This window comes from Serratia sp. CY29653, from assembly GCF_052169255.1.
In the GTDB taxonomy this organism is placed as follows: domain Bacteria; phylum Pseudomonadota; class Gammaproteobacteria; order Enterobacterales; family Enterobacteriaceae; genus Serratia; species Serratia sarumanii.
In genome coordinates, this window is the sequence record NZ_JBJNLC010000002.1 from 267,499 (window position 1) to 293,429 (window position 25,931).

Genomic DNA, 25,931 nt, shown 5'->3' on the forward strand with positions numbered 1-25,931 from the left:
CAGCTCATCATCGCCGGGGGTAAGGGGGGAAGACAGGCGTATTTCGGTCAGCGGTCAGATCCGCCGGGTGAACGGTTGGATTGACGGGGTAAGCGGTTGGCGGCTGGTTTCATCATGTTTTGAATATAGTGGCGCAGTTGTGTCGGGTGAGAATCGTATATACCCTGCGTTAGGCAACGTATGGAAAAGGATAGAGACATGGAAGAACAAACAGAAGGCGTCAGCAGTGAAATGCGCGTCAAAATAAAAAAGGTGTTGCGTGAAATAGAAGCGCGATATGACGTAAGAGTGTTATATGCCTGTGAGTCCGGCAGCCGTGGATGGGGATTCGCCTCGCCGGACAGTGATTACGACGTGCGTTTCTTGTATGTGCATCGGCCTGAATGGTATTTGCGCGTTGAGACGCAGCGTGATGTGATCGAACTGCCGATAGATGATGAGCTTGACGTCTGTGGGTGGGAATGGCGCAAGTCGCTCGGCCTGTTAAAGCGAGCTAACCCGACGTTGATCGAATGGCTGGATTCACCGGTGGTTTATCGGCAGGATGCTGAAAGTGTAGAGGCGCTGAAAGGCGTCGTACCTGAGTGGTTTTCCGCAACGCGAGCACGCTGGCATTATCTTTCCATGGCGCGTAAAAATTTCCGCGGCTACTTACAAGGCGAGGAAGTGCGCCTAAAAAAATATTTCTACGTTCTGCGGCCATTGCTGGCCGTCCTTTGGATAGAAGCGGGCAAAGGGGTGCCGCCAATGCGTTTCGATCACCTGCTGGCTGGAACGGTGAGCGATCCATTGTTGTTAGCGGAAATTCATGCCTTGTTGGCGGTCAAAAAAAGAGCCGGAGAAGCAGAATACGGTCCCCGTAGGGAGCTGATACACGCGTTTATTCTGCAAGAGCTTAAGGCTCATGAACAACCGGCTGAATTACCTGATAGCTGCGCGCGCAGTGATTTCTCGCTCGACGAATTGCTTTATAAAACCGTCATGGCGTAATAGTCGTGTGGGTTGCCGATGAGGGGGCACAGGGGGCGTAATAATACCTTTCTGTGCTGTTGCATTGGCAATCACCGCCAGGCTGCCGCTGTTGCGAATGCAGACCCCGGAATAACCGGCCGGCTTTAACCCCCTGTTTTTCAGTTCGCTTACCGGGTGCCGAACGTTTCCGGCAGCCTGTCTCCTCAGGCCGTCTGCATGGCCTGCAGCAGGTGGATAAACGCGGCGCTGAGCGGCGGCGTCGCCGGCTCATGGCGGGTAAAGACGTAAAAGCGCGCGCTGATGTCTATCTCCTGCGTCGGGATTTTCTGCAGGTGCAGCTGCGGGGCGTAGTGCGCGACCACCCGATCGCTCAGCAGCGCGATATAGCCCTGCTGCCTGACCAGGCACCAGGTCGCCAGAAAGGAGTCGGTCTCGACGATCTGGCCGTGCGGCGTGTAGCGTTCGGCGATCTCGCGGATGGCGGCATGCCCCACCGAGCAGGAGCGCGGCACCACCCATTTGGCCTCGGCCGGCGGCTGCCCGGCCGCGCTAAGGTCGCCCCCCTGATAGAGCGAGAAGCGCTCGCTCTTCAGCGCCTGCATCGCCAGATCGGCGCCGCCCGCTGCGCCGTTCAGGCTGCTGACCGCCAAATCCAGCTCGCAGTTTCTCAGACGGGCCAGCAGGCCTTCCGGGCCGTCCTCCACCACCGTCACCCGGGTATGTGGGTAGCGGCGGTTGAAGCCTTCGAGCACCTGCGGCAGGTAGCACAGCAGCGGATCGACGCTCATCCCTACCCGCAGGCGCTTCTCGCCGTCGGCGCTCATGCCGCGCAGCTCGTCAAACGCGTTGAGCAACTGGTTGGTGGCGGCGTCTATCCGCCGGTAAAACAGCTCGCCGACCGCCGTCAGGCGCACGCCGCGGTTGCTGCGCTCCAGCAGCCGCGCGCCGACGGTCATTTCCAACTCTTTCAGCACCCGGCTGAGCGTCGGCTGCGAGATGGCCAGCTTTTTCGCGGCCTCGTGCAAACTTCCACAGTGGACAATGTCTTTGAACATCGTCAGATGCGCCAGCTTTGGCATGGTTTTCATGGTTGATCTCCCTGGAAGTGAAAGGTATCAGCCGGAGCCGGCGATGCGGCTGTAATAGGCCTGTTTCATCATGCTGTCGTTCAGCAATTTATTGATGGTCTGGTCGAGCACCGGCGTGGTGACGGAAGCCGGCATCAAGGTGGCGGTCATCTCCACGTCGTCGTCGCCGAAGGGTTCGATATCCAGATGCGAGATAAAGCAGTTTTCCCCTTGCAGCACCTGTTTGAATTTGGCCAGCGCCTCACGCTGCTCATGCTCGAAGGCAATGACGCAAATCTGGTAGGTAGACTCGCCGTTAAGGTCATTGAAGGGCTGCTTGTTGACCATATTGACCAGCGGGCGCAACAGGGTGTTGGCGGCGAGCACGAACAGCGTGGCGGCCAGCGCATCGCCGTACAGGCCGCAGCCGGCGCAGGCGCCGACCGCCGCGGAGCCCCAGAGCGTGGCGGCGGTGTTCAGGCCGCGGATGTTCATCCCTTCCTTCATGATGGCCCCGGCGCCGAGAAAGCCGACGCCGGAGACCACGTAGGAAATGACGCGCACCGCGCCGCCGCTGCCGTCGATGGTCATGGCCAGATGGACGAAGATCGCCGCGCTGGTGGCCACCAGCGTGTTGGTGCGCAGCCCGGCGGTTCGCTGGCGGAACTGTCTTTCGTAGCCGATGGCCGCGCCTAGGATGGACGCGGTCAGCAGCGTCAGCAGTGTATGAATGAAATGCATGATAATAACTCGATGTATTATCCGCTTATCATGAGCCACCCGTGGTGGGGTAACTCTTGATAAACAGGTAGTTAAGTTGGCGGGGTTCCGCCCCGCCAGTCCAGGGCGGCGCTCAGTGCGCGGCGGCGATCTGCCGGCTGAGCGTCTCGCTGATTTTGTCCGTCAGCGGCTGCATCCCCTCGCGGGTGCGCGCCTCGCGGCGCTGCGTGATGTGATAGCAGCCGTCGAGGGTACCGGCGCCCAGCAGGAGGATGCGGTCAGACATCATCACCGCCTCCTCTACGCTGTGGGTCACCAGCACGATGGAGCGGGTTTTGATCTGGCGCGTGCTCCAGATACGCAGCAGGTCGCTGCGCAGGTGTTCGCCGGTATAGACGTCCAGCGCGGAAAACGGCTCGTCCAGCAACAGCAGCATCGGTTCTACCGCCAGCGCGCGCGCGAAGCCGACCCGCTGGCGCATGCCGCCGGAAAGCTCGCGCGGGTAAGCGTCGCGGTAGGGCGTGAGCCCGACCAGATCGAGCATTTTCAGCGTCTGGGCTTCGACCACCTGAGGCGGCAGATCCTGCGCCTGCAGCCCGAAGGCGATATTTTGGTAAACGTTCAGCCACGGGAAAATGGCGAAGGTCTGGAACACCATGTTGATCTGTGGATTCGGCCCCGAGACTTTTTTATCCCCCAGCATCACGGTGCCCAGATCCGGCGCGATCAGGCCGGAAAGCATGCGCAGCAGGGTGGATTTGCCCGAGCCGGACTGCCCCAAAATGCTGACGACCTCGTTGTCGTAAATGCGCAAATTGATTTCATTCAGCACCAGACGTTTTTCTTTACCGGTAGGCTGAACGCTTTTGCTGACGTTATTGACCGTCAGCAGCGTGGTTTTTTTTACCATCATGATCCGTCTCCACCCAATTAAAAATATGAGCATAGAAAAATGGCCGATATTTATCGCCGGGCAGGCGTAAAATAAATGCGGGTGCAAATAAGCCTGACCGTTATCGGACTGTTAACACGTTTATGCTGGAGGGGTTAGCCCATCGGGCGTGCCGGTGCGGCATGCGTGGAGGGCAGAGGCTGAAGGGTAAAGCGAAGGGATGTTATAACTGACTCATATCCTGACACTTTCAGGATGCAATGGGATGACTATTGCTCCTGTGACCTCAGCGATTCCAACAATAAAATAAACAACCAACTGTCGCCGTCCATATCATTCTCCCGTTATTTTTCGTGTGGCCATAATACGCGTGCCATAGTCTATTATTCAATGTGGTTACGCCGAATTATGGCGGCAAAATGTAATTTAATATGAATGCGGGAAAGATTTTCTTTGTTCATTAAACGGGGCGTAAACGGAAAGTGCCAGAATGAATATAGGCATCATTTTATGGAAATATAAACCTGAGTTAAACGAGAGAATAAGGGGGCGGACGAAAGTTAAATCATGAACCGGCCGGAGAGCGCCCTCCGGCCGGGATGGGGATCAGAACTGATACATGATGCCGGTTTCGACGATGTCGTCGGCGCCGGCGCCGACGGCGTTCTGCCGTTGCAGCAGGTTGAGTTTGTACTCTACGTAGGTCGACATGTTGGCGTTGAAGCTGTAATTCAGTGCCAGATCCAGGTATTTGACCAGATCGGCGTCGCCAATGCCGGGCAGGTTGCGACCGCGCGTTTGCAGGTAGGCCAGCGAGGGCGTGACGCCGGAATCGAAGTGATACTGCGCGACCGCCTCAATAGCGTCCGCGCGAGGGGCGAAGCCGGCGTAGCGATCGCCGTCGACGTAGGTCATGTTCTCGGTGCGCGCGTAGCTTGCCGCCAGGTAGAGGTTGTCCTGGTCGTATTTCAGCCCCAGCGTCCAGGCCCGGGCGCGATCGCCGTCAGCCAGGCCGAAGCGCTGTTGCGCCAGCGTGCGCGCAGAGTTGGCGTAGGCGGCGCCAACGTTGAGCCCCACGCCGGTGTCGTAGGTGGCGGAAAAGGCGTAGCCATCGCCGTTTTGCGTCTGGATATCCTTCGCCCGTTGAGCGTCGTCCCCCCGATTCTTCCCCTGATATTGCAGGCCGAGATCCAGGCCGTCGACCAGACCGCCCAGGCTGCGGTTGTGGTAGGTCAGCAGGTCGTTGGCGCGGCCGGTCATAAAGTTGTCGGCCGCTTCGTAGCTGTCGTTGCCGAATTCAGGCAGCACGTCCGTCCAACCGGCCACGTCATACAGCAGGCCGTAGTTGCGGCCGTAATCCAGGCTGCCCCAGGGGCCGAACGTCAATCCGGCAAAGCCCAGGCGGGTATAGCTGTCGCCTGGCCCGGCGCTTTCCGGCTGATCGAGCCCTGCCTGATATTCCCACTGCCCATACCCCGTCAGCGCGTCGCCGATCTGCGTTTCGCCTTTGAAACCGAAGCGGGTATAGGAGCGGTCGCCGTTATTGTCGGCGTCGCTGCTGAAGTAATGCACGCCGTTCAGCTGGCCGTACAGATCCAGTTTATTGCCGTCTTTATTGACGATTTCCGCGCCGCTGGCGGCGGCCGGCAGCAGGATGAGCAGCGTCATCAGCACGCTTTTATGGTTCATTTCAGTTCCCCAAGTGGATGAAAACAGGGCCGTTAACCGGCCGATTGCGCTTGCGCGATTTTTTTGTACAGACAGCTGCGGATCCGATCGGTGAGGTGCCGCAGGCTTTCCCGGTTGCGCGCCGCACGCGGGAGGTTGACGCTGAATTCGTCGTCGATCCGTTTGCTGGTTGCGTCCAGGATCAGCACCCGATCGGACATCAGCACCGCTTCTTCGACGTCGTGCGTCACCATCACCATGGCGCGCGTGCGCAGCCGGTTGTCTCTCCACAGCGCCAGCAGGTCGCCCCGCAGTTTTTGCGCGGTAAAGATATCGAGGGCGGAGAAGGGTTCGTCCAGCAGCAAGAGGTCGGGCTCTACCGCCAGCGCCCGGGCGAAGCCCACCCGTTGACGCATGCCGCCCGAGAGCTCGCGCGGCCAGGCGTGCTCATAGCCGGTCAGGCCCACCAGGCGCAGCAGCGCTCCCAGCCGCTCGGCGATCGTCTGCGGCGGCAGCCGTTGCGCCAGCAGCCCGAAGGCGATGTTGTCGTACACCGTTAGCCAGGGATAGAGCGCGTAGGACTGAAACACCATGCCGACGTTGGTGCTCGGGCCGTCGACCGGTTTGCCCGCCAGCGTGAGCGTGCCGCTGTCCGCTGGGATCAGCCCGGCCAGCATGCGCAGCAGCGTGGACTTGCCCGAGCCGGATTGCCCCAGAATGGTGACGAACTCGCCGGCGTGCACGGTCAGCGTCACGTCGCGCAGCACGGGTTTGGGGCGCTTGTTTTCGCCGATAAACGTCTTGTTCAGCCGGCGGGCGCTGATAATCACGTCTTGAGTCAGCATGTTGTTCCCCCTTGATCAGTCATATTTGAATTTGGTTTCCGCGATGCGATACAGCGGTTGCCAGACGAAGATGATGCACAGCGCCACCAGCGCGCACATGGCGGCGCAGCCCAGCGCGGACTCCGGGTTCTTGCCGGCGTCGGTGACCACGGAAATGAACGCGCCCAGCCCGGTGGCGCTGAGGGTGGTGCTGCCCCACTGGATCACCTCGGCGGCGATGGCGCTGTTCCAGGCGCCACCGGCGGCGGAGATGATGCCCGTCACGATGTAGGGGAAGATCGCCGGCAGCATGTAGTAGCGCCACCAGCGGAAGCGGCGCAGCCCGAAGGTTTCGCTGACCTCGGTGATCTGCGTTGGAATGGCGGATACGCCGGCGATCACGTTAAACAACACGTACCACTGGGTGCCCAGCATGATCATCGGGATGGCCCACCAGCCGAGATCCTGATGATAAATGGCGATGAAGGCGGCGATCAGCGGGTAGAAAATGTTGGGCGGAATGGCCGCCAGGATCTGGATGATCGGCTGGAAGATCTTCACCAGCCGCGGATTCATGCCGATCCACACCCCCAGCGGCGTGAAGATCGCCACGCTGAGCAGCATGGCCGCGGCCACGCGCGCGGTGGTGAGCAGCATCCATTCCGGCAGCATGGCGAAGTACTGTTTGGGGAAGTATTCCCACAGCCGGTAACCGAACCAGATGCAGGCCAGCACCACGCCGAGATACCACAGGCTGCGCCACAGCCAGTTCCTCTTGGCGGTGAGCCTGAACAGGCGGTGCAGGCCGAGGGCGTACCACAGCCGCGGCAGCTTGAACAGCCACAGGTCAGCCAGCGCGCGCAGCGTGCGGCCGAGCGCCGCGCCGACGTGCGAGAAGGCTAGGCTGTTGTAGAACCACGGATTGCCGAGCGGCCGGCTGGCGGTGACGTCTTCGTATTTGAAGCGCGCGGTATAGCGCACCAGCGGGCGGAAAACCAGCTGATCGAGCAGCACGATGTTGGCGGCCAGCGCGACGATCGCATACAGGATCGCCGGCACGTTCTGCTGCGCCAGCGCTTCGGCGATATAGGAGCCGACGCCGGGCAGTTCGACCGAGCGATCGCCAACCGGAATGGCCTCGGAGGCCACCAGGGCGAACCAGGCGGCGGATTGCGACACCATGGCGTTCCACAGCAGGCCCGGCACCGAATAGATGAACTCCAGCCGCCAGAAGCGTTGCCATGGGTTGTAATTGAAGCTGCGGGCGGCTTCATCCAGCTCCTTGGGCACGATGCGCAGCGTCTGATACAGCGTCAGCATCATGTTCCAGGCCTGGCCGGTAAACACCGCGAAGATGGCGGTGCACTCCAGCCCCATCACGCTGTGCGGGTAGAGGTTGAGAAAATACACGGTCGTGAAGGTCAGGAACCCTACCAGCGGCACCGACTCCATAAAGTTGACGAAGGGCAGGATCACCCGGCGCAGCGGCGCATAGCGTGCGGCCAGCACGGCGAATACTACAGAAAACAGCAGCGACCAGGCCATGCCGAGGAGAAAGCGCATGCTGGTTCTGAGCGAATAATAAAGCAGGTTCCAGGCATCAAGACTAATGGCAGAGACGTTTTGTTCATTGAAGTCACCGTGCATGTCACCCCAGGCACGAATAAAAAAGGCAATGAAAAAAACACCGATGGCGATAACGATAAAGTCATTTAAATAAGACTTTCTGAAAACAGATGTACCCCGGTTATTTTGCATAACGCAATACCTTATTTTTCCCATAAGAAATCCGTCGGCGCTCGGGGAATATGCCCGGCGACACCAGATAAATACCGCTGTTGCGGTGAGACAGACGTTGTTTTCGCAGCGGGGCGATGGGTGGGCCGGCAGAGTGGGAAAGGCCGTCAGAAGGGGAACGGTTGCCGCATTCCGTGTCTTTCAGAATGCAACGCGGATGGCATTACTGAAAGACGCCCAATAGCATTAGCGTAAAACTAAAACTTTCATCGCCCATGGGGCCCTCCTCGGTTTAAATATGGCAGGGAGAGGGTAATGTTTTTCGCCAATAAAAAGCAATTGGCGCCGTGCGGTTTTTACGGTTGATGTGTAACAGGATAAATATTCATTTTTTAATCGCTATATCCGGAAAATAAAATAACGCATGGTGATGGCAATAAGGCGATAAAAATAAATCGCAGCGAAATAAAACGGCGCGCCTGAAGGGTGCGCGCCGCCGTAAATCAATAAACCTGCCTGCCGTTGATGCCGGCGGGGAAAATGCCGGTGGCGAAAATATGCCCGTTGGCCTGGATCTGGTCGTCGGGCAGCATCTCCAGCGGGAACTCGGCGGCCAGGCAGCTGAGAAAGGCATTGCGATCGTCGGTGGTGGTAAAGCCAATCAGATCGTAGAACAGCAGCGACGCGATCAGCTGGCGATGTTCCGGGATGCGCCGCAGCAGCGCCGCCGACGGGAACGGCAGGTGGAAGAAAAACGCGCAGGCGTTAAGCAGCCCTTGCTCCTTCAGCGCCTGGGCGCAGGGCAGCAGCTGGTAGTCGTCGATGCAGACGGTATCGCCGGGGCACAGGTGCTCGCAGGCGATATCGGCAAACCGGCGGTTCAGCTGCCGATAGGCGCGGTAGTTTTCCGGCGTGAAGTGCGCCTTCTCCGGCTGGTTGTGGAACACCGGCCACAGGCCATCGTGGTAATAGCCCTGATAGTGGCGGCGAAACTCCTCGATCGACAGCGGAAAGGTCACCTGATCGTAACCGGCGCGCTGCCGGCAGCTGATCGGGCGCTGCGCGAAATTTTGCACGTCGCCGTTCCAGCCGAGCCACAGCCCCGGTTCGGCGTCGGCCGCCAACGTCTGGCCGGCGCAGGCCAGATCCTTACCGTCGCACTGCTTGTTGGAAATCAGCACCAAACGAGACATGGGGGGCTCCTCATCAGTGAAGGGCGCGCAGGGCGTGTGCCGAACCATCGGCGCGCCAGGGTGCTTGCAGGGCGGGCAGCGTGACGCGCAGGCCGCGCAAGGCCGGATGCGCCAGGCAGCAGCGCGTCAGCCAGCTTCCCAGCCCGACGCCGCGGTATTCGGCGCTGACGAACAGTTCGCTCACCGACGCGAAGGTGGCGTAATCGGTCACCATGCGGGCGAAACCGAGCAGGTGGCGCTTGCGGTACAGGCCAAAGCACAGGCCGTGGTGCACCAGACGCTCCGCCGCTGCCCGATCCGGCAGGCTGAGAAAACGTTGGATCGCCTCGATATCCAACAACTGCCGATCGGTGCTGATATGAAAAACGCCTTTGCGCCAGCAGAGCAGCGGCTGCACGGGCGCCCGTTGCGGTTGCATATTCATGATTATCCTTAGGTTAATGAACCGGGGGGTTACAGCATCCAGCCGAGTTCGGCGGCGGTGACCTGTTCCTCGAAGCGGCGCAGTTCGGCGCTTTTGCAGGTGTGCCACAGGGTGCAGAACGCCGGGCCGAGCAGCTCACGCAGCGGATCGCTGTGGCGGAACAGCGCCAGCGCCTCCTGCTGGCCGAGCGGCAAGGGCGCGGCGTTGTCGCTCTCGCAGCCGTTGGCGGCGGGCGGCAGCGGCAGCGGGTGTTCCAGCCCGTGCAGCAGGCCGCCGAGCATCACCGCCAGCGCCAGATAAGGGTTGGCGTCGGCGCCGGCCAGACGGTATTCGATGCGCTGGTTGGCGCTGTTGGCGCTGTTGGCGCTGTCGGCGCAGGGCAGGCGCAGCGCCACCGTGCGGTTGTTGTGGCCCCAGGAGGCGCGCAGCGGCACGTGCATGCCGGGGCGGAAACGGCGAAACGCGTTGATGTTGGGCGCCAGGATCGCCATCGACGCCGGCATCAGCGCCAGCATGCCCGCCATCGCCTGTTGCATGTTGTCGCTCAGTTCGCCCGGCGCGCCGGTCAGCAGGTTCTCGCCGTGCTCGTTCTGCAGGCTGATGTGAAAGTGCAGCCCGCTGCCGGCGGCGTGGGCGCAGGGCTTGGCCATAAAGCAGGCGTGCTGGTGATGTTGCTCGGCAATCTGCCGCGTCAGGCGTTTCAGCGCCATGATCTGGTCGCAGGCTTCCAGCACGCGCCGGCTGTGATGCAGATTCAGCTCGTACTGGCCGGAGGCGGCTTCGGCCACCACGCCGGTCAACGGCAGGTTTTGCAGCCGCGCGTGCCGTTCGATGTCGCTCAGCAGCGCATGGTGGCGCTCGGGCGCATCCACCGCAAAGCTCTGCGTTGGGCAGGTTTCCGCCGCGGCGGGGTGCTGCGGATCCTGCAGGTAGAACTCCAGTTCGGCCGCTACCACCGGGAAGCAGTTGCGCTCGTGCAGGCGCTTCAGCACCCGTTGCAGCACCACGCGCGACTCCAGCTCGCAGGCGCCGCCGTCGGCATTTTGCATCGTCAGCAGCAGCTGGGCGTGGCGTTCGGGATCGCGCGCGCAGGGGCGCAGCGTGCCGGGCACCGGCAGGCACAAGCGGTCCGGTTCGCCCGCCCGCTGCCCCATCCCGCTTTCTTCAATCACCCGGCCGTGCAGATCCAGGGCGTAGATCGACAGCGGGAAGTAGCAGCCTTTCTCCAGCCCAAAGGCTTCGGCGATCGGCAGCCGCTTGCCGCGCAGCTGGCCGTTCAGATCGTGCAGATAAATATCCAGCTGCTCGGTCTGCGGATAGCGCTGCAGGTAGTGTTCCAGCTCTTTGTGGAAGGCGCGCGTTGGCGAAGCGGGCAGCTCCGCCAGCAGCGGATTGAAGCCGATGATATTAGAATGCATGGCGCGCTCCAGAACGACGACCGGTCACGGCCAGAGGCAGGGATAAACGCATGGGACAACTCTCTTGTGAGGCCATAGCGGCGATGTGAAAAGGGTATCTGCGGCGGCAAAAACTGTCTGTAAAAACGCCGTAACGTTAATGGGGCGCGGAATAAAAATGCCGTAAAGAGCGCGGCGGCGTTGGCGGGTTGGCTGCGCCGGCACGGTCTATACTGGCGAGACGGGCCGTTGAAGGAGAGATAACGATGAAGAGAATAGGGCTGCTTATCGCCGCGCTGGCCGCGTTCAACGCCACCGCGTCTTCCCCACAGGCGTGGGCCGAGAGCGAAAGGGCGATGCGCGCCGCCTGCCTGAAAGCCAGCGGGCTAAAAAACGCCAGGGTGGAAGGGGCGATCGTTCACTACGGCGACGACGTCGGCTATTCGGCGCTGTTTATCGGCGGGCGCTACCCGCAGCCGTTTATGAAAAATAAGCCGGGCAGGGAGCTGTGCTTATATCAGCGCGCCACGCAGAAGGCGGCGGTGCAGGCGGTGGAGGGGGATTAGACCGACTTCAGGAGATAGCTCAGGAGACACATGATGATTAAGAGTGCTCCTTGTAGCATTAATAGTCTGAAATCATTACGGATCCAACTTTGTAGCCTTGGTGATGAAGCCGTTCGAACGAAGTCGTAGGTTATGGGGCTTAGCCAAACGTTGCGAGTCAGTTTTAATTTCCGGTTGTTCAAAATCCAGCGAAACCACTGGGCTTTCAGTGAAACACCGATGAAGTTAAGGTTGTCCGCTATCACGACAAAAAGTGGAACAGGGTGTTTACTCACCACATAGTGTTGATAAAAGAGATCAAACTCTTTTTTATGAAGTCGATAGTAAATAAATTGGATAATAGCGAGAAGAAGGCATAGAAAGAATAGTAAGACCACTAAGAGTTTTATCTCTTTTATGTAAGACTCAATATAATTGATCATTTTTATACGTTGATTTTGATGAGATAAATAAAAATACAGCCCACGGTGGTAATAATGGCCTCTACGAGTAAAAGTATAAAATCCATCGCCAGCCATTTCTGTAGCTCAGGAGAGGCGGTTTTTTGCACGAAATCATAGGTTTTCGCATCGAGCCAAACCTGACCCCTAATCTTGATTTTTTTCCTCTTCAGGATCCAAAGAAACCACTGTGCTTTCAATGAGGTTCCAAGCATGCCGAGGCTATCGGCAAAGGCGACGTAGGGCGGAATAAAATGTCCGCTGCCGGCGTAACGTTGATAGAAAGCATCAAACTCTTTTTTATAGCGACGGTAACCAATGAACTGGATGAAGGCGCTTAAAACCAGCAATATCAAACACGATATGACGATAAATTTCATCATTCACCTACCACTAACGTCGTCAAATAATCGGAACCCATGCCACCCAGTGTGGATCCTGCGGCGCCTCCTATAGCGGCTCCAGCGATACCACAAACGATCACACCTGTTCCTGCTGTTGCTGCACCTAACACAATTGAACAGGCTGCAATCGCAAGACCTGCACCTGCATTTCCCACCCAAATCCCCGCCGCAGTACTTGACGCAAAATGACTGTATCCCTTCACCGCGATCTTGGCGCACTCCTGTTCACGGCCGGTGGTGCAGGCGTTGTAGACGTCGTTGGTGGTGTTCAGCCCACTCAATCCGATGCCGATCCAGCCGCCGGCTTTCATAAACTTGGCCGCACGGCTGGCGCTGTCGACGTAGTTCGAATAGCCCTTGATGGCACCGACGCCGGCAGTGCTCCATTCATGCACCAGCGATTTACTGGAGAGCCCCAGCGCGTGTTTGATTTGCGCATACTCTTTCATATTGAGTTGAGCACGAGTAAGGCGATTCAGTAATGGTTTTAATGTACCGAACAGCCGCGCCCGTTCCACCTGAAACTGCGTGCCAATCAAAGCGCCACTCGTGCGGAACTGATTTTGGTAGGTTTTTTCAATCTCGACCAGGATATTTTTGATCTGGCTGAAGTAGCGTTCTCCGGCATCCGAAGCCAGCCCGACGACCGTTTCCCCATAGCTGGTGAAGGCGGCGATAGCGGCGTAATTGCGGTGCAAGAAGGTGGAGAAATCGCTGTCACCGGCTTTCACCGCTTTGCTGGTGCGGCTCTTGGCCTGCATCAGGGCGGCGATCTGCGTAGATTGATTATGATTGCGCGGATCGGCGACGATCAGCATTTGCCCCGGTTGAACCAGCGGCGTATCGGCATTGAGCTGCATAAAAAAGCGTGCCGCTTCCGATGGCTTGCCACCGAACAGGTAGTTGGCGTGGAAGGCGAGCGGGCCGGTTTGTTGGGCGATGCAATAGCCCGGTGCGATGCTGCTGGACTTCTGTTCCATGTCGAAAAGCCTCCTTATTTTTAGGAAACTTAACATTTTCTACAGGGTGGTAACAGGTTCTGGCTCACGCTCTCGATCGGAGAATCATCTGAAAACAGCGGTATTTCGCTAAATCTGCCACTCCTTTCCTCTTTTCGATTGAATTGCTGAATGGTGTCTTATCGGTTTCTTTTGCGAGCTGCCAGGCAAAACGCCAACGGCGGTCTGGAGAAAATTATATATTCCGGTCTATCGTCTTGCCATAGATTGTACTCTATAATCAGGAGATGCCATGTGGACGGTAATGACAGCGGAAGAGTTTGATCGGTGGCTCTGTGAGCAGGATGAATCGACGCAGGAAAAGGTGTTGGCCGCGCTGGTGATGCTCGAGCGTGCAGGGCCTTCTCTTCGGCGGCCTTTTGTCGACGTGCTGAAAGGCTCGTTGCATCCCAACATGAAAGAGCTGCGTATTCAGCACAAAGGGCGGCCGATTCGCGCTTTTTTCGCCTTTGATCCGGCGCGGCAGGCGATTGTGCTGTGTGCGGGCGACAAAACGGGTAATGAGAAGCGGTTTTATAAAGTGATGCTGCCCATTGCGGATGCGCAGTTCACCCAATATTTGATGTGTTATTTCAAGGAGTAACCCATGAGCACCTTAAAGCAACTGCTGGCCTCCCGCACCCCGGAGAGCCGCCGGCGCATCGAGGAAATGGCCGAAGAGATGCTGTTTGAAGCGCACCTGCACCAGCTGCGGGAAGCGCTGAATATTTCCCAACAGGAACTGGCGAAAACGCTGGGCATTTCCCAGCCTTCGGTCGCGGCCATCGAAGGGCGCGGCAACGAGCTGAAGATTTCGACCCTGAAACGCTACGTGGAAGCGATGGGCGGCACGCTGCGCCTGGACGTTGAGCTGCCGGGCGGCAAGCACGTCGGGTTTACGGTCTAAGCGCGGGCTGCGCGCCACTCTCCGCCATTTCCCGTTCGATCACCGTCGCCAGCGCCTGCGCGGCGGAAGAGAGTTGGTGCTGCGCCAGGCGGATCAGGCCCACGCGCCGTTCGATGATCGGGCCGATCAGCGGCACGCAGATCGCCCCCAGCTCATCCATCTGTTGCTCGCACAGCGCCGGCACCGCGCTGGCGCCGAGGCCGTTGGCCACCATGCGCCCGACCGTCACCAGCTGGTGGCTTTCAAACGCCACCTCCAGCGTTCGCCCGCTGCGGGCCAGTTCCTGCTCCAGCAGCAGCCGCACCGCCGATGGCCGCTGCAGGGTGATGAAATCCAGCGTCAGCAGCTCCTTCCAGCTTACCTGCGCCTTGCGCGCCAGCGCCGAATCCTTCGGCACCACCGCCAGAAAGCGATCGCGGCACAGCGGGGTGAAGTGCAGGGTGTCGCTCGGCTCCGGCTCGAAGGCGATGCCCATCTCCACCCGCCCTTCGCGGATCATTTCAAACACCTGCTCGTTGATGACGTCGTGCACCGCCACGTTGATGCCGGCGTAACGATCGCGAAATGCCTTGAGGATCGGCGGCAGCGGGTTGCCGGCGAACGACGGCATGGCGGCGATCGCCACCTTGCCCATCTGCAGGGTGAAGCGCTGGCGCATCGCCTCTTCCGCGTTGTCCCAGTCCGCCAGCAGCTGGCGCGCCATCGGGAAGAAGGTTTCCCCCTCCGGCGTCAGCGTCACCCGGCGGGTGGTGCGCAGCAGCAGCGGCCCGCCCAGCGCGTCTTCCAGCCCACGGATCGCCAGGCTGAGCGCCGGCTGAGAAATATTCAGCCGTTCGCTGGCCTGGGCGAAGTTCAGAGTGTGAGCTACCGCTAAAAACGCGCGTAACTGTTTGATGTTCATTTTCATTTTGGTTGGCGTTAACTCTTTGTTAATTGTCGGTTAACGTGTGATTAATAAAAATTCTAAATGAATGAGGCATAAAAACAAAATTAACAAATCATTTTTGTGACCTGAAGATGCCCTCACGCAAGCCAGGGCATTTCGCCCTGCGCCGCAACATGCAGGGGCAACGATATGGCAGGGCTCGACAAACGCGTCGGCAGCTACCAGGAAGCGCTGGCAGGCCTGACGGACAACATGACGGTGCTGGCGGGCGGCTTTGGCCTGTGCGGCATCCCGGAAAATCTGATCGAAGAGATCCGCCGGCGCGGCGTGCGCGGGTTGACGGTGGTCTCCAACAACTGCGGCGTCGACGGGTTCGGCCTCGGGCGGCTGCTGGAAACCCATCAGATCCGCAAGGTGGTGGGATCTTACGTCGGCGAAAACGCGCTGTTCGAGCAGCAGGCGCTCAGCGGCGAGCTGGAGGTCGATCTCACGCCGCAGGGCACGCTGGCGGAGAAGATCCGCGCCGGCGGCGCCGGTATCCCGGCGTTCTTCACCGCCACCGGCTACGGCACGCCGATCGCCGAAGGCAAAGAGGTGCGCGAGTTCAACGGCCGCCCTTACATCATGGAAACCGCCATCTCCGGCGATTTCGCCATCGTTAAAGGCTGGAAGGCCGATCACTTCGGCAACGTCATCTACCGCCACACCGCACAGAACTTCAATCCGCTGATGGCGACCGCCGGGCGCATCACGGTGGTGGAAGTGGAAGAGATCGTCGCGCCGGGCGAGCTGGATCCGGCGGCGATCCACACCCCCGGCATCTACGTCGATCGGCTGATCCAGGGCACCTTCGAGAAGCGTATCGAACAACGCACCCTGCGGGCATAAGGAGAATTCGCATGCTTACCCGTGAACAAATGGCGCAGCGCGTGGCGCAAGAGCTGAGGGATGGTTACTACGTCAACCTGGGCATCGGCATCCCGACGCTGGTGGCCAACTACGTGCCGGCGGGCATGGACGTGATGCTGCAGTCGGAAAACGGCCTGCTGGGGATGGGCGAGTTCCCGACCGAGCAGCAGCTGGACGCCGACATGATCAACGCCGGCAAGCAGACGGTCACCGCGCGCCTCGGCGCGTCGATCTTCGATTCGGCGCAGTCGTTCGCCATGATCCGCGGCGGCCACGTCGATCTGACCGTGCTGGGGGCGTTTGAAGTGGACGTCGAGGGCAACATCGCCTCGTGGATGATCCCCGGCAAGATGGTCAAGGGTATGGGCGGCGCGATGGATCTGGTGGCGGGGGCGGAGAACATCATCGTGGTGATGACCCACGCCTCGAAGAGCGGCGAGTCCAAGCTGCTGCCGCGCTGCACGCTGCCGCTGACCGGCGCCCGCTGCATCCGCAAGGTATTGACCGATCTGGCCTACCTGGAAATTGAAGACGGCGCCTTCGTGCTGCGCGAACGCGCGCCCGGCGTCAGCGTGGCGGAGATTGTCGCCAAAACCGCCGGCCGGCTGATCGTGCCGGATCAAGTGCCTGAAATGCGTTTCTGAGACGGAGGTGAATGTGCAACAACGTGAAGTGGTGATCGTGGCGGCAACGCGCACGCCGGTCGGCAGTTTTCACGGCGCGCTGGCGCCGTTGACGGCGGTGGAACTGGGCACGGCGGCGGTGCAAGGGCTGCTGGCGCAAAGCGGGGTGGCGCCGCAGCAAATTGATGAAGTGATCCTCGGCCAGGTGCTGACCGCCGGCTGCGGGCAGAATCCGGCGCGCCAGACCGCGCTGAATGCCGGGCTGCCCGTTACGACGCCGGCGCTGACTATCAACAAGGTGTGCGGCTCTGGTTTGAAGGCGGTGCATCTGGCGGTGCAGGCGATCCGCAGCGGCGACGCCGGCGCGGTGATCGCCGGCGGCCAGGAGAGCATGAGCCAGTCGCCTTACCTGATGGCCGGCGCTCGCGCCGGTCTGCGCCTCGGCCACGCGCAGATGGTGGACAGCGTGATCCACGATGGCCTGTGGGACGCGTTCAACGACTACCACATGGGCATCACCGCCGAGAACCTGGCGGAGAAATACGCCATCAGCCGTGCCGAGCAGGACAGCTTTGCGCTGCGCTCGCAGCAGAAGGCGCAGGCGGCGCAGCAGGCCGGGCGTTTCGCGCAGGAGATCACGCCGGTGACGGTGCCGCAGCCCAAGGGCGAAGCGCTGCTTGTTAAGCACGACGAGCAGCCGCGCGACACCAGCCTGGAGGCGCTGGCGCGGCTGCGCCCGGCGTTTCGCAAGGAGGGCACGGTGACCGCCGGCAACGCCTCTTCGCTCAACGACGGCGCCGCCGTGGTGTTGCTGATGAGCGCGGAAAAAGCCGCTGAATTGCGTTTGCCGGTGCTGGCGCGCATTGCCGGTTACGCCTCGTCGGGCGTCGATCCGGCGATCATGGGCATCGGCCCGGCGCCGGCCGCGCGCCGCTGCCTGGAGAAAGCCGGCTGGCGGCTGGAGGAGGTCGATCTGATCGAAGCCAACGAAGCCTTCGCCGCGCAGGCGCTGGCGGTGGGCAAAGAACTGGGCTGGGAGGCGGAGCGGGTCAACGTCAACGGCGGGGCGATCGCGCTGGGGCATCCGATCGGCGCGTCCGGCTGCCGCATTTTGGTGTCGCTGCTGTACGAAATGCAGCGCCGCGGGGTGAACAAGGGGCTGGCGATGCTGTGCATCGGCGGCGGGCAGGGCGTGGCGCTGGCGGTAGAGCGCCCGTAAACAACCGAGGAGGGCACGATGCAGTCATCTGACTATGCGGTACTGGGCGCCGGATTGATGGGGGTGGGCATCGCCACCCACTTTATTCGCCACGGCCATGAGGTGCTGCTGTACGACCCGGATCCGCAGCGCCTGGCGGAGGCGCCGGTGGTGGCGAGCGGCATTCTGGCCGAGCTGAGCGACGTCGGGCAGTTTGATAACGCTGAGCGCGTCGCGGCGCTGGCGCGGCTGCGCGTGACCGGCGATCTGAACGACGTGGCGCGCGCCCGGCTGCTTATCGAGGCGATCCCGGAACGGCTCGAGCTGAAGCACGCGCTGTATGAGCAGTTGGAAGGGCTGATCGCCGACGACGCGGTGATTGCCAGCAACACCAGCGGCCTGCCGCCGGACGAGCTGGCGGCGCGCATGACCCATCCGCAGCGCCTGCTGATCGCCCACTTCTGGCACCCGCCGCACCTGATCCCGCTGGTGGAGATCGTACCCGGCCGCGCCACCGATCCGCGCCATCTGGCGGCGGTGCAGGCGCTGCTCGGCGGGATGGCGCTGGAGGCGGTGCTGCTGGAGCGCGCCGCGCCGGGGTTTGTCGGCAACCGGCTGCAGTTTGCGGTGCTGCGCGAGGCGCTGCACATCGTCCACAGCGGCATCGCCAGCGCCGAGGTGGTGGATCAGGTGATGCGCGCCTCGCTGGGGCGGCGCTACGCCATGGTCGGCCCGCTGGAGGCCGCCGACATGACCGGGCTGCCGACGGTGGCGGACATCGCCCGCCACCTGTTCCCGGAACTGGCGACCGGCGACGAGATGATGGCGCTGGTGGAACAGCGGCTGCAGCGCGGCGATACCGGCCAGCGCAGCGGCCGGGGATTTTATCTTTGGGATGACGCACGCAGGGAACGCATTCAACGGCGACGGGCGCATCAGCTGCGCTTTGCGCTGAAACCGTAATTTCGCACTCCGTACCTGACAATAACAACGATACTGAGGTGACCGATGAGCGTTTTGATTGCCCTGGCAGCACTGGGATTACTGATGCTGGCCGCCTACCGCGGCTACAGCGTGATTTTGTTCGCCCCGATCGCCGCGCTGGGCGCGGTGCTGTTGACCGATCCCGGCGCGGTGGCGCCGACCTTCACCGGGCTGTTTATGGAGAAGATGGTCGGCTTCGTGAAGCTCTACTTCCCGGTGTTCCTGCTGGGGGCGGTGTTCGGCAAGCTGATCGAGCTGTCCGGCTTTTCCCGTTCGATCGTCGCGGCGGCGATCCGCATTCTCGGCCGGCGTCACGCCATTCCGGTGATCGTGCTGGTGTGCGCGCTGCTGACCTACGGCGGGGTGTCGCTGTTCGTGGTGGCGTTCGCGGTCTATCCGTTCGCCGCCGAGCTGTTCCGCCAGAGCGGCATTCCCAAGCGGCTGATCCCGGCCACCGTGGCGCTCGGCGCCTTCTCCTTCACCATGGACGCCTTGCCCGGCACGCCGCAGATCCAAAACATCATCCCGACCAGCTTCTTCGGCACCAATGCCTGGGCCGCGCCCTGGCTGGGGCTGATCGGCTCGCTGTTCATCATCGCGGTCGGTCTGCTGTATCTTGAACGCCAGCGGCGCAAGGCGCAGCTGAAGGGAGAAGGGTACGGCACCGATCTGCTGAACGAGCCGGAAACCCCGGACGACATCAACCTGCCGAACCCGCTGATCGCCATCCTGCCGTTGATTTTGGTCGGGGTATTCAACCTTGGCTTCACCCATTGGATCCCGCAGTGGTACGGCGCCAGCCACGAGCTGACGCTGCCGGGGCTGGCCAAGCCGATCGCCACCGACGTGGCGAAGATCACCGCCATCTGGGCGGTGGAAGCGGCGCTGGTGTCGGGTATTCTGCTGGTGGTGGCGTTCGGCTTTCGCAATATTCGCGGCCGGCTGGCGGAAGGCAGCAAGACGGCGGTCGGCGGGGCAATTCTGGCGGCGATGAACACCGCCTCCGAATACGGCTTCGGCGCGGTGATCGCCGCGCTGCCGGGCTTTTTGGTGCTGTCGCAGGCGCTGTCGGCGATCCCCAATCCGCTGCTGAACGAAGCGATCAGCGTCACCCTGCTGGCCGGCATCACCGGGTCGGCCTCCGGCGGCATGAGCATCGCGCTGGCGGCGATGGCCGATAATTTCGTGGCCGCCGCCCACGCCGCGCATATCCCGCTGGAAGTGCTGCACCGGGTGGCCTCGATGGCCAGCGGCGGCATGGACACCTTGCCGCACAACGGCGCGGTGATCACCCTGCTGGCGATCACCGGCCTCAGCCACCGGCAGGCCTATGGCGGCATCTTCGCCATCACCCTGATCAAGAGCGCCGCGGTGCTGTTCGTGATCGGCGTGTTCTACCTGACCGGCATTGTTTAAAGGAGCGATACCATGAGTGTACAAGGCAAAACCGCGCTAGTGACCGGCTCGACCAGCGGCATCGGCCTCGGGATAGCGTCCGTGTTGGCCGCCGCCGGCGCGCGCGTGATCCTCAACGGCTTCGGCGACGTGGAGCAGGCGCAAGCGCAGGTCGCGCAGCTGGGCGCCGCGCCGGGGTATCACGGCGCCGATCTCGGCGATGCTGCCCAGATAGCGGACATGATGCAGTATGCCGAACGCGAGTTCGGCGGCGTGGACATTCTGGTGAACAACGCCGGCATTCAGCACGTGGCGCCGCTGGATCAGTTCCCAGTGGAGAAATGGAACGCCATCCTCGCCATCAACCTGTCGGCGGTGTTCCACACCTGCCGATTGGCGCTGCCGGGGATGCGCGAGCGCAACTGGGGGCGCATCATCAACGTGGCGTCGGTGCACGGGCTGGTGGCGTCGAAAGACAAGTCGGCCTATGTGGCGGCCAAGCACGGCGTGGTGGGGCTGACCAAGACGCTGGCGCTGGAGACCGCGCGCACGCCCGTCACCTGCAACGCCATCTGCCCCGGCTGGGTGCTGACGCCGCTGGTGCAGCAGCAGATCGACAAGCGCATTGCCGCCGGCACCGACCCACAGCGGGCGCGCGATGAGCTGTTGGCGGAGAAGCAGCCTTCGCAAGCGTTCGTCACGCCAGAGCAGCTCGGCGAGCTGGCGCTGTTCCTGTGCAGCGATGCGGCGGCGCAGGTGCGCGGCGCCGCCTGGAACATGGACGGCGGCTGGCTGGCGCAGTAGTGAATTCTCTTTCCCGGAGCGCGCAACGCGCTCCGTCGTTATTTCCCGCCATGAGTTAATTCCCCTGCGTGACGGTTTACCTGCGGTAGTAATATTTATTTGTTATTTGCTATCTTTATTCCCAGATAATCACGCCGGTTTATTTTGGGTGAAACGTGCGGATTGGTTTATTTAGTGCTGCGGTTATTACATTATTTTTCCCTGCGTTACAGATGAACACGTTTTTGCTGAAATTAAATCCAACCTGAAATAATGGCAGGTTATGGCGTGAATTTTTATATCTTGCGTGCGCTGTTCACATCGGGTAATTATTTCCGCGTGGCTTAAGACCACCGTGTTTATAACAATAATTTTTTTCGGGCAGGGGTAATAATGAGAAAAAATACAACGCCAATATTCATTGGCGGCGTCTTGCTGTCGGCGTTATCCGCCGGCGCACAGGCCGAGATCACCATTCTGGATAAAAACCCGCAGAGCAATGTGTTGCTGGCGCCGCTCAGTTTAAAGGTGGGCGGCAGCATTCGCCCCGAGTGGATCTTCAATAACGGCCCGGAGCCGGGCTATGACAAAAACGGCCACGACGGCGGCACGCGTTTTCGCTTCAGCGGCGACTATGCGCTGACGCAGAACACCTCGATCATCGGCTATTACGAGTGGGGCGTCGATCTGGCGCACGCGCTCAGCTGGGACGGGCACTATAACGAAGACGGCAAGCGCGACTATCAGCGCCAGCTGTACGCCGGTTTCAAAGACGATCGTTACGGCACCCTGACCTACGGCCATCAATACGGCATCTATTATTCGGTGGTCGGCATCAAAAGCGACGTCTGGGATAACGATGGCCACGCGGGCGGCACCGGCATCGGTATTTCCGGCGACTACGACGGCGGCAATAAACCGAAAAACAGCATCAAGTACACCAATGATTTCGGGCCGGTAACGCTGTACGCCAACTATTTATTGCCGGAAGACGATCTGCACACCGCGGATAACCTGATTTATCGCCGCAAGGGCGGGGGCGGGCTGGGCTTCGATTACAAGGTGACGAAGGATTTCACCTTCAGCGCGGCCTACAGTTATACCGACGCGAAGATCAAAGACAATCTGTACAACGAAAAGGATTATCACCAGCAGCTGTCCGGCACCGCGTTGACCTGGCAGCCGAACAACTGGTACATCGTCGGCACCGCCAGCTACTACAAAGACTATGTGCCGAGCACCCGCCAGCGCACGCTGTCGCACTTCTTCGCCGGTGACGGCTACGGGTTGGAAGGCTTCGTCGGTTACACCTTCAATATCGACAAGCCGTTCCTCAAATCGATCCAGCCATACGTGGCGGCGGACTCGCTGCGGCTGAAGGGGGACGAGGCGTATCACGCCAACCACGTTTACCTCGGCGCGGGCACCACCATCGGTTACGGTCTGTCGGTGTATGTGGAACGCACGCTGGCCAACAGCAGCGACAACGAGCCGGACTCCACCTGGATTACGGTGTTCTACGACTTCTGATTTTCACCTGCTCCAAGCCGGCGCCTGCGCCGGCTTTTTCACATGGTAATTGCGCCGCCCAGGGTTTCTCCAGAGGCGTTGCGCTCCGCCAGGTAGCGCGCCGGCGGTTTGCCTACCGCCTTTCTGAACATGGTGACGAAGCCGCTGGCGCTCTCGTAGCCCAGATCCAGCGCCACCGTCTGCACGCTCTCGCCCTGCGTCAAGCGCTGCAGCGCCAGCATCACGTGCAGCTGGCGCCGCCAGTGGCCGAAGCTCATGCCCATCTGTTGTTGCAAGGTGCGGCTGAGGGAGCGCTCGCTCATGCCGATGCGCTGCGCCCACTGCCCGAGGGTGGATTTGTCCGCCGGGCAGCTCAGCATGCCTTCGGTCAACTGCCGGATGCGCGCGTCGTCGGATACCGGCAGGTGCAGATTTTCGATCGGCGCGGCTACCAGCTGATCCAGCAACACCGCCGTCAGGCGCCCTTCAGCGCCCTGTTCGTCGTAGAGCGGTTCGAAGGTGGTGGCCTGCAGCAGCAGCTCGCGCAGCAGCGGCGAGACCGACAGCGTGCAGCAGTTTTGCGGCAGACCGGCGGCGGCATGTTGATCGACGAACAGGCAGTAGGCCTCGGTGGAGCCGGCGCCCTGGGCGTTGTGCAACACGTTGCCCGGCATCCACAGCGCGCACTGCGGCGGCACCAGCCACAGCCCGTTTTCCGCTTCGCAGCGGATCATGCCGCGCACGGTGTAAATCAGCTGCGCCTTCTGGTGGCGGTGCGGCTCGATTTCCCAATCCTGCTCGAGGGTCGAACCTTGCAGGGCAAACAGCGGGCGCGGCACCTGATCGATATCCAGACAGCGGCGGGGGATCTGTACTTTCATGAGAACAATTCTCAATTTGGCGGAATTGAAAAGTATTATGTCCTGATTGCGCAATGCGGTCTAGCGCCGGTGCCGATAAAGTAAGCGCCAGCCCTAAACCATTTCCTGAGGAAACTGATTATGTCATTGGATACCGCCGATTTTCCGCTGGTATGGATGCGCCAAAACGGGCGCGATACCCAGGCCGAGCTGGCCGAATTCAGCGCGCTGCTGGCGCGCGCCGAGCCTTTTGTCCTGATGACCGACCGCAGCGTCGGCGATGAAGAAGAAGAGCACGATCGCGATGCCCGCACCCAGGTCGCGCTGTGGAAACGCGATAACCGCGAGGCGCTGAAGCTGTGGGTGAAAGGCATGATCATGCTGGAGCCGGACGACGCCAAACGCGCGGCGGCGGAAGAGTTCGCCGAATACGGCGCTAAGTTCTGGGGCTATCCGGTGCTGGTGGCCGCCGATGAAGCTGCAGGCCGGGTATTGGCGCAGACGTTATTGTTAAAATAAGGGGAATACCATGCACCAGCAACAGGTGATTGAACAGCTGCTGGCCTGGATCGAGCAGAGCCTGGATCAGCCGCTGACGCTGGACGACATTGCCGCCAAGTCCGGCTACTCCAAGTGGCATTTGCAGCGGATGTTCAAGCAGCATACCGGCCATATTCTCGGCACGTACGCGCGCCGCAGAAGGCTGACCGCCGCCGCGCGCGAACTGCGCCTGACCGGCACCAGCGTGGCCTGCATCGCCGACACTTACCAGTTCGATTCGCAGCAGACCTTCACCCGTTGCTTCCGCAAGCAGTTCGGTTTGCCGCCGGCCAGCTATCGCCGCAGCCAGGATTGGTCGAGCTATGGCCTGCAGCCGCCGCTGCGGCTGACCGAAACACCGTTGCCGCAGGCCGATATCGTGACGCTGCCCGCCATGCAGCTGGTGGGCCATACCCAGCGCCGCAGCTTTACGCTGGGGCAGCTGGCGGCCTCCAAGTGCGAGCTGCGCCGCCACGCCTGGCGGCAGCTGCTGCCGCCGCAGGCGCTGCCGGAGGTGGTATACGGCCTCACCAGCCTGGAGGTCGACCGGCAACGCCGGGGTAACCCGCGCATGGCCTACACCGCCGCTTTGCCGGACGAAGGGGCGATGGGGGAGCGGGTGACTATCGAACAGGGTGAGTATGCCCGCTTCACCTATCAAGGGCAGGAGGAAGGGTTACAAAACTTTATCGTCCGATTGTATGACACCGCGATGCCGCAGATGAACGCCATCCGTCGGCCGGGGCAGGATATCGAGCTTTTCTACCCGGCGCAGGAGGGCCGCTGCCCGCTCGGCGGCGCGGCGATCCGCTGCGAATATCTGATCCCGATCCGGCGGGTAGAAGCGTTGGCCGCCGCCGGTTAGGCGGCGGTTCTCGCAAAAAATCGCCTTCGTGGCGCTTCAGGTTACAAAAAATTGCGATATTACATCGGTAATGGTTCACACTTTGATTGATGTGCACATATAATGCGCATCCGGTCAAATCCCCCCTGTTTTTCAGGCCGCAGCGCTTGGCTGCCGGCTGAAATCCATCGGAGTAAAAGTGGCCGTAGAAACCGATCCCCCTAATCGCCAGTGGCCTTGACCAACACGAAGATGAAAATGAGCATTCGCGCGTTATTAACCCTGTTTACGGCACTGGTTGCATTCAGCCAGGCTGCCTTCGCCGTCGTTTACCCGCTGCCGCCAAAAGACAGCCGTTTGGTGGGCGAAAATATCCAAATCACCGTACCGGAAGACAGCAAACTGCCGCTGGAAAGCTTCGCCGCCCAGTATCAGATGGGGCTGAGCAACATGCTGGAGGCCAACCCGGGCGTGGATCCGTTCCTGCCGAAGGCCGGCAGCACCCTGACCATCCCGCAGCAGCTGATCCTGCCGGACGCGCCGCGTGAAGGCATCATCATCAACAGCGCCGAAATGCGTCTGTACTACTACCCGAAAGGCTCCAACACCGTGGTGGTGCTGCCGATCGGTATCGGCCAGCTGGGTAAAGACACCCCGCTGAACTGGACCACCACCGTGCAGCGCAAGAAAGACGGCCCGACCTGGACGCCGACCGCCAAGATGCGCGCCGAGTACGCGGCCGACGGCGAGATCCTGCCTGCGGTGTTCCCGGCCGGCCCGGACAACCCGATGGGGCTGTATGCGCTGTATGTCGGCCGCCTGTACGCCATCCACGGCACCAACGCCAACTTCGGCATCGGCCTGCGCGTGAGCCACGGCTGCGTGCGTCTGCGCGCCGACGACATCAAGTACCTGTTCGAGAACGTGCCGGTCGGCACCCGCGTGCAGTTCATCAACGAACCGATGAAAGCCACCGTCGAACCGGACGGCTCGCGCTACGTGGAAGTGCACAACCCGCTGTCGGCCAACGAAGAGCAGCTGCAATCGAAAGATCCGGTGCCGCTGACCATCTCCGCGCCGGTCGGCAAAGTGCTGATGGACGCCGGCGTCAACCAGAGCGAAGTGGACGCGGCGATCAAGGCCCGTTCCGGTATGCCGGTGAAAGTGAACTGATTGCCTTCCGGCCTCAGT

27 protein-coding genes are annotated in these 25,931 nt (G+C 61.0%); 14 read left to right on the forward strand and 13 right to left on the reverse strand.

Features of this window, described 5'->3' with window-relative positions; genetic code table 11:
• Positions 1-198: 198 nt before the first annotated feature.
• A complete protein-coding gene (locus ACJ8HN_RS14800; RefSeq protein ID WP_442523638.1) occupies positions 199-990 on the forward strand; it encodes a nucleotidyltransferase domain-containing protein in 792 nt (263 codons plus the stop codon).
• Between the two features lie 185 nt (positions 991-1,175).
• Here ACJ8HN_RS14800 and ACJ8HN_RS14805 read toward each other — a convergent pair whose 3' ends face one another.
• From ACJ8HN_RS14805 to ACJ8HN_RS14845, 9 genes are all read right to left on the reverse strand, one after another.
• On the reverse strand, positions 1,176-2,060 hold the full coding sequence (locus ACJ8HN_RS14805) for a LysR family transcriptional regulator (RefSeq protein ID WP_336843714.1): 885 nt from the start codon (positions 2,058-2,060) through the stop codon (positions 1,176-1,178).
• A gap of 27 nt (positions 2,061-2,087) precedes the next feature.
• Positions 2,088-2,780 (reverse strand): MgtC/SapB family protein, encoded by a 693-nt coding sequence (locus tag ACJ8HN_RS14810; protein ID WP_442523639.1) that lies wholly within the window; start codon positions 2,778-2,780, stop codon positions 2,088-2,090.
• Positions 2,781-2,892: 112 nt separating this feature from the next.
• Complete coding sequence (locus tag ACJ8HN_RS14815) at positions 2,893-3,672, reverse strand: ABC transporter ATP-binding protein (protein ID WP_060440844.1); 780 nt, start codon at positions 3,670-3,672, stop codon at positions 2,893-2,895.
• Positions 3,673-4,257: 585 nt separating this feature from the next.
• Positions 4,258-5,340: a porin gene (locus ACJ8HN_RS14820; RefSeq protein ID WP_442523640.1), complete on the reverse strand. Its 1,083-nt coding sequence runs from the start codon at positions 5,338-5,340 to the stop codon at positions 4,258-4,260.
• A 32-nt stretch (positions 5,341-5,372) separates the two neighbouring features.
• Positions 5,373-6,164, reverse strand: a complete 792-nt coding sequence (locus ACJ8HN_RS14825; protein WP_442523641.1) for an ABC transporter ATP-binding protein — start codon at positions 6,162-6,164, stop codon at positions 5,373-5,375.
• A 15-nt stretch (positions 6,165-6,179) separates the two neighbouring features.
• On the reverse strand, positions 6,180-7,706 hold the full coding sequence (locus tag ACJ8HN_RS14830) for an ABC transporter permease subunit (protein ID WP_442523642.1): 1,527 nt from the start codon (positions 7,704-7,706) through the stop codon (positions 6,180-6,182).
• Positions 7,707-8,383: 677 nt separating this feature from the next.
• Entirely contained in the window at positions 8,384-9,073 is a 690-nt protein-coding gene (locus ACJ8HN_RS14835; protein ID WP_047729117.1) for a trehalose-6-phosphate synthase, read from the reverse strand.
• 13 nt (positions 9,074-9,086) lie between these two features.
• Positions 9,087-9,497: a GNAT family N-acetyltransferase gene (locus ACJ8HN_RS14840; RefSeq protein WP_033636925.1), complete on the reverse strand. Its 411-nt coding sequence runs from the start codon at positions 9,495-9,497 to the stop codon at positions 9,087-9,089.
• Positions 9,498-9,526: 29 nt separating this feature from the next.
• Complete coding sequence (locus tag ACJ8HN_RS14845; protein ID WP_442523643.1) at positions 9,527-10,915, reverse strand: glutamine synthetase family protein; 1,389 nt, start codon at positions 10,913-10,915, stop codon at positions 9,527-9,529.
• Between the two features lie 245 nt (positions 10,916-11,160).
• On the opposite strand from ACJ8HN_RS14845, the gene ACJ8HN_RS14850 reads away from it, so the two are divergent.
• Complete coding sequence (locus ACJ8HN_RS14850) at positions 11,161-11,460, forward strand: hypothetical protein (RefSeq protein ID WP_077791580.1); 300 nt, start codon at positions 11,161-11,163, stop codon at positions 11,458-11,460.
• Between the two features lie 424 nt (positions 11,461-11,884).
• Here the strand turns inward: ACJ8HN_RS14850 and ACJ8HN_RS14855 are convergent, their stop codons facing one another.
• Together ACJ8HN_RS14855 and ACJ8HN_RS14860 are read right to left on the reverse strand one after the other, a co-directional pair.
• The gene (locus ACJ8HN_RS14855; protein WP_373275063.1) at positions 11,885-12,283 is read right to left on the reverse strand and encodes a hypothetical protein; all 399 of its coding nucleotides are present in this window, start codon (positions 12,281-12,283) and stop codon (positions 11,885-11,887) included.
• Positions 12,280-13,284 (reverse strand): hypothetical protein, encoded by a 1,005-nt coding sequence (locus tag ACJ8HN_RS14860; RefSeq protein WP_442523644.1) that lies wholly within the window; start codon positions 13,282-13,284, stop codon positions 12,280-12,282. The genes ACJ8HN_RS14855 and ACJ8HN_RS14860 overlap by 4 nt, the downstream gene beginning before the upstream one ends.
• Before the next feature lie 271 nt (positions 13,285-13,555).
• On the opposite strand from ACJ8HN_RS14860, the gene ACJ8HN_RS14865 reads away from it, so the two are divergent.
• Together ACJ8HN_RS14865 and ACJ8HN_RS14870 are read left to right on the forward strand one after the other, a co-directional pair.
• Positions 13,556-13,906, forward strand: a complete 351-nt coding sequence (locus ACJ8HN_RS14865; RefSeq protein WP_033652823.1) for a type II toxin-antitoxin system RelE/ParE family toxin — start codon at positions 13,556-13,558, stop codon at positions 13,904-13,906.
• A 3-nt stretch (positions 13,907-13,909) separates the two neighbouring features.
• Positions 13,910-14,209: a helix-turn-helix domain-containing protein gene (locus ACJ8HN_RS14870; protein ID WP_019453270.1), complete on the forward strand. Its 300-nt coding sequence runs from the start codon at positions 13,910-13,912 to the stop codon at positions 14,207-14,209.
• On the opposite strand, the gene ACJ8HN_RS14875 is transcribed toward ACJ8HN_RS14870, so the two are convergent.
• Complete coding sequence (locus tag ACJ8HN_RS14875; RefSeq protein WP_442523645.1) at positions 14,199-15,116, reverse strand: LysR family transcriptional regulator; 918 nt, start codon at positions 15,114-15,116, stop codon at positions 14,199-14,201. The two genes, ACJ8HN_RS14870 and ACJ8HN_RS14875, sit on opposite strands and share 11 nt — an antisense overlap.
• Before the next feature lie 168 nt (positions 15,117-15,284).
• On the opposite strand from ACJ8HN_RS14875, the gene ACJ8HN_RS14880 reads away from it, so the two are divergent.
• The 7 genes from ACJ8HN_RS14880 to ACJ8HN_RS14910 all read left to right on the forward strand — a co-directional run bounded on the left by ACJ8HN_RS14880 (position 15,285) and on the right by ACJ8HN_RS14910 (position 22,517).
• A complete protein-coding gene (locus ACJ8HN_RS14880; RefSeq protein ID WP_060430971.1) occupies positions 15,285-15,983 on the forward strand; it encodes a CoA transferase subunit A in 699 nt (232 codons plus the stop codon).
• Between the two features lie 11 nt (positions 15,984-15,994).
• Positions 15,995-16,648 (forward strand): CoA transferase subunit B, encoded by a 654-nt coding sequence (locus ACJ8HN_RS14885; RefSeq protein ID WP_041037752.1) that lies wholly within the window; start codon positions 15,995-15,997, stop codon positions 16,646-16,648.
• Positions 16,649-16,661: 13 nt separating this feature from the next.
• Positions 16,662-17,846 carry an acetyl-CoA C-acetyltransferase gene (locus ACJ8HN_RS14890; protein ID WP_442523646.1) on the forward strand — a complete coding sequence of 395 codons (1,185 nt, stop codon included), beginning with the start codon at positions 16,662-16,664 and terminating at the stop codon, positions 17,844-17,846.
• Between the two features lie 18 nt (positions 17,847-17,864).
• Complete coding sequence (locus tag ACJ8HN_RS14895) at positions 17,865-18,788, forward strand: 3-hydroxyacyl-CoA dehydrogenase family protein (RefSeq protein ID WP_442523647.1); 924 nt, start codon at positions 17,865-17,867, stop codon at positions 18,786-18,788.
• A 45-nt stretch (positions 18,789-18,833) separates the two neighbouring features.
• The gene (locus ACJ8HN_RS14900) at positions 18,834-20,225 is read left to right on the forward strand and encodes a GntP family permease (RefSeq protein WP_041037758.1); all 1,392 of its coding nucleotides are present in this window, start codon (positions 18,834-18,836) and stop codon (positions 20,223-20,225) included.
• Positions 20,226-20,237: 12 nt separating this feature from the next.
• Positions 20,238-21,008, forward strand: a complete 771-nt coding sequence (locus ACJ8HN_RS14905) for a 3-hydroxybutyrate dehydrogenase (RefSeq protein WP_193145624.1) — start codon at positions 20,238-20,240, stop codon at positions 21,006-21,008.
• 372 nt (positions 21,009-21,380) lie between these two features.
• On the forward strand, positions 21,381-22,517 hold the full coding sequence (locus tag ACJ8HN_RS14910) for a porin (protein ID WP_047569485.1): 1,137 nt from the start codon (positions 21,381-21,383) through the stop codon (positions 22,515-22,517).
• A gap of 38 nt (positions 22,518-22,555) precedes the next feature.
• Here ACJ8HN_RS14910 and ACJ8HN_RS14915 read toward each other — a convergent pair whose 3' ends face one another.
• Positions 22,556-23,377: an AraC family transcriptional regulator gene (locus ACJ8HN_RS14915; protein WP_033652829.1), complete on the reverse strand. Its 822-nt coding sequence runs from the start codon at positions 23,375-23,377 to the stop codon at positions 22,556-22,558.
• A gap of 120 nt (positions 23,378-23,497) precedes the next feature.
• Between ACJ8HN_RS14915 and ACJ8HN_RS14920 the strand changes: the two genes are divergently transcribed.
• The 3 genes from ACJ8HN_RS14920 (at position 23,498) to ACJ8HN_RS14930 (ending at position 25,913) form a co-directional block, all read left to right on the forward strand.
• The gene (locus tag ACJ8HN_RS14920) at positions 23,498-23,875 is read left to right on the forward strand and encodes a hypothetical protein (protein WP_033636939.1); all 378 of its coding nucleotides are present in this window, start codon (positions 23,498-23,500) and stop codon (positions 23,873-23,875) included.
• Between the two features lie 10 nt (positions 23,876-23,885).
• Positions 23,886-24,761, forward strand: a complete 876-nt coding sequence (locus ACJ8HN_RS14925) for a helix-turn-helix domain-containing protein (RefSeq protein WP_033648560.1) — start codon at positions 23,886-23,888, stop codon at positions 24,759-24,761.
• A 231-nt stretch (positions 24,762-24,992) separates the two neighbouring features.
• Entirely contained in the window at positions 24,993-25,913 is a 921-nt protein-coding gene (locus tag ACJ8HN_RS14930; RefSeq protein WP_025305160.1) for a L,D-transpeptidase family protein, read from the forward strand.
• The last annotated feature ends 18 nt before the right edge of the window (positions 25,914-25,931 follow it).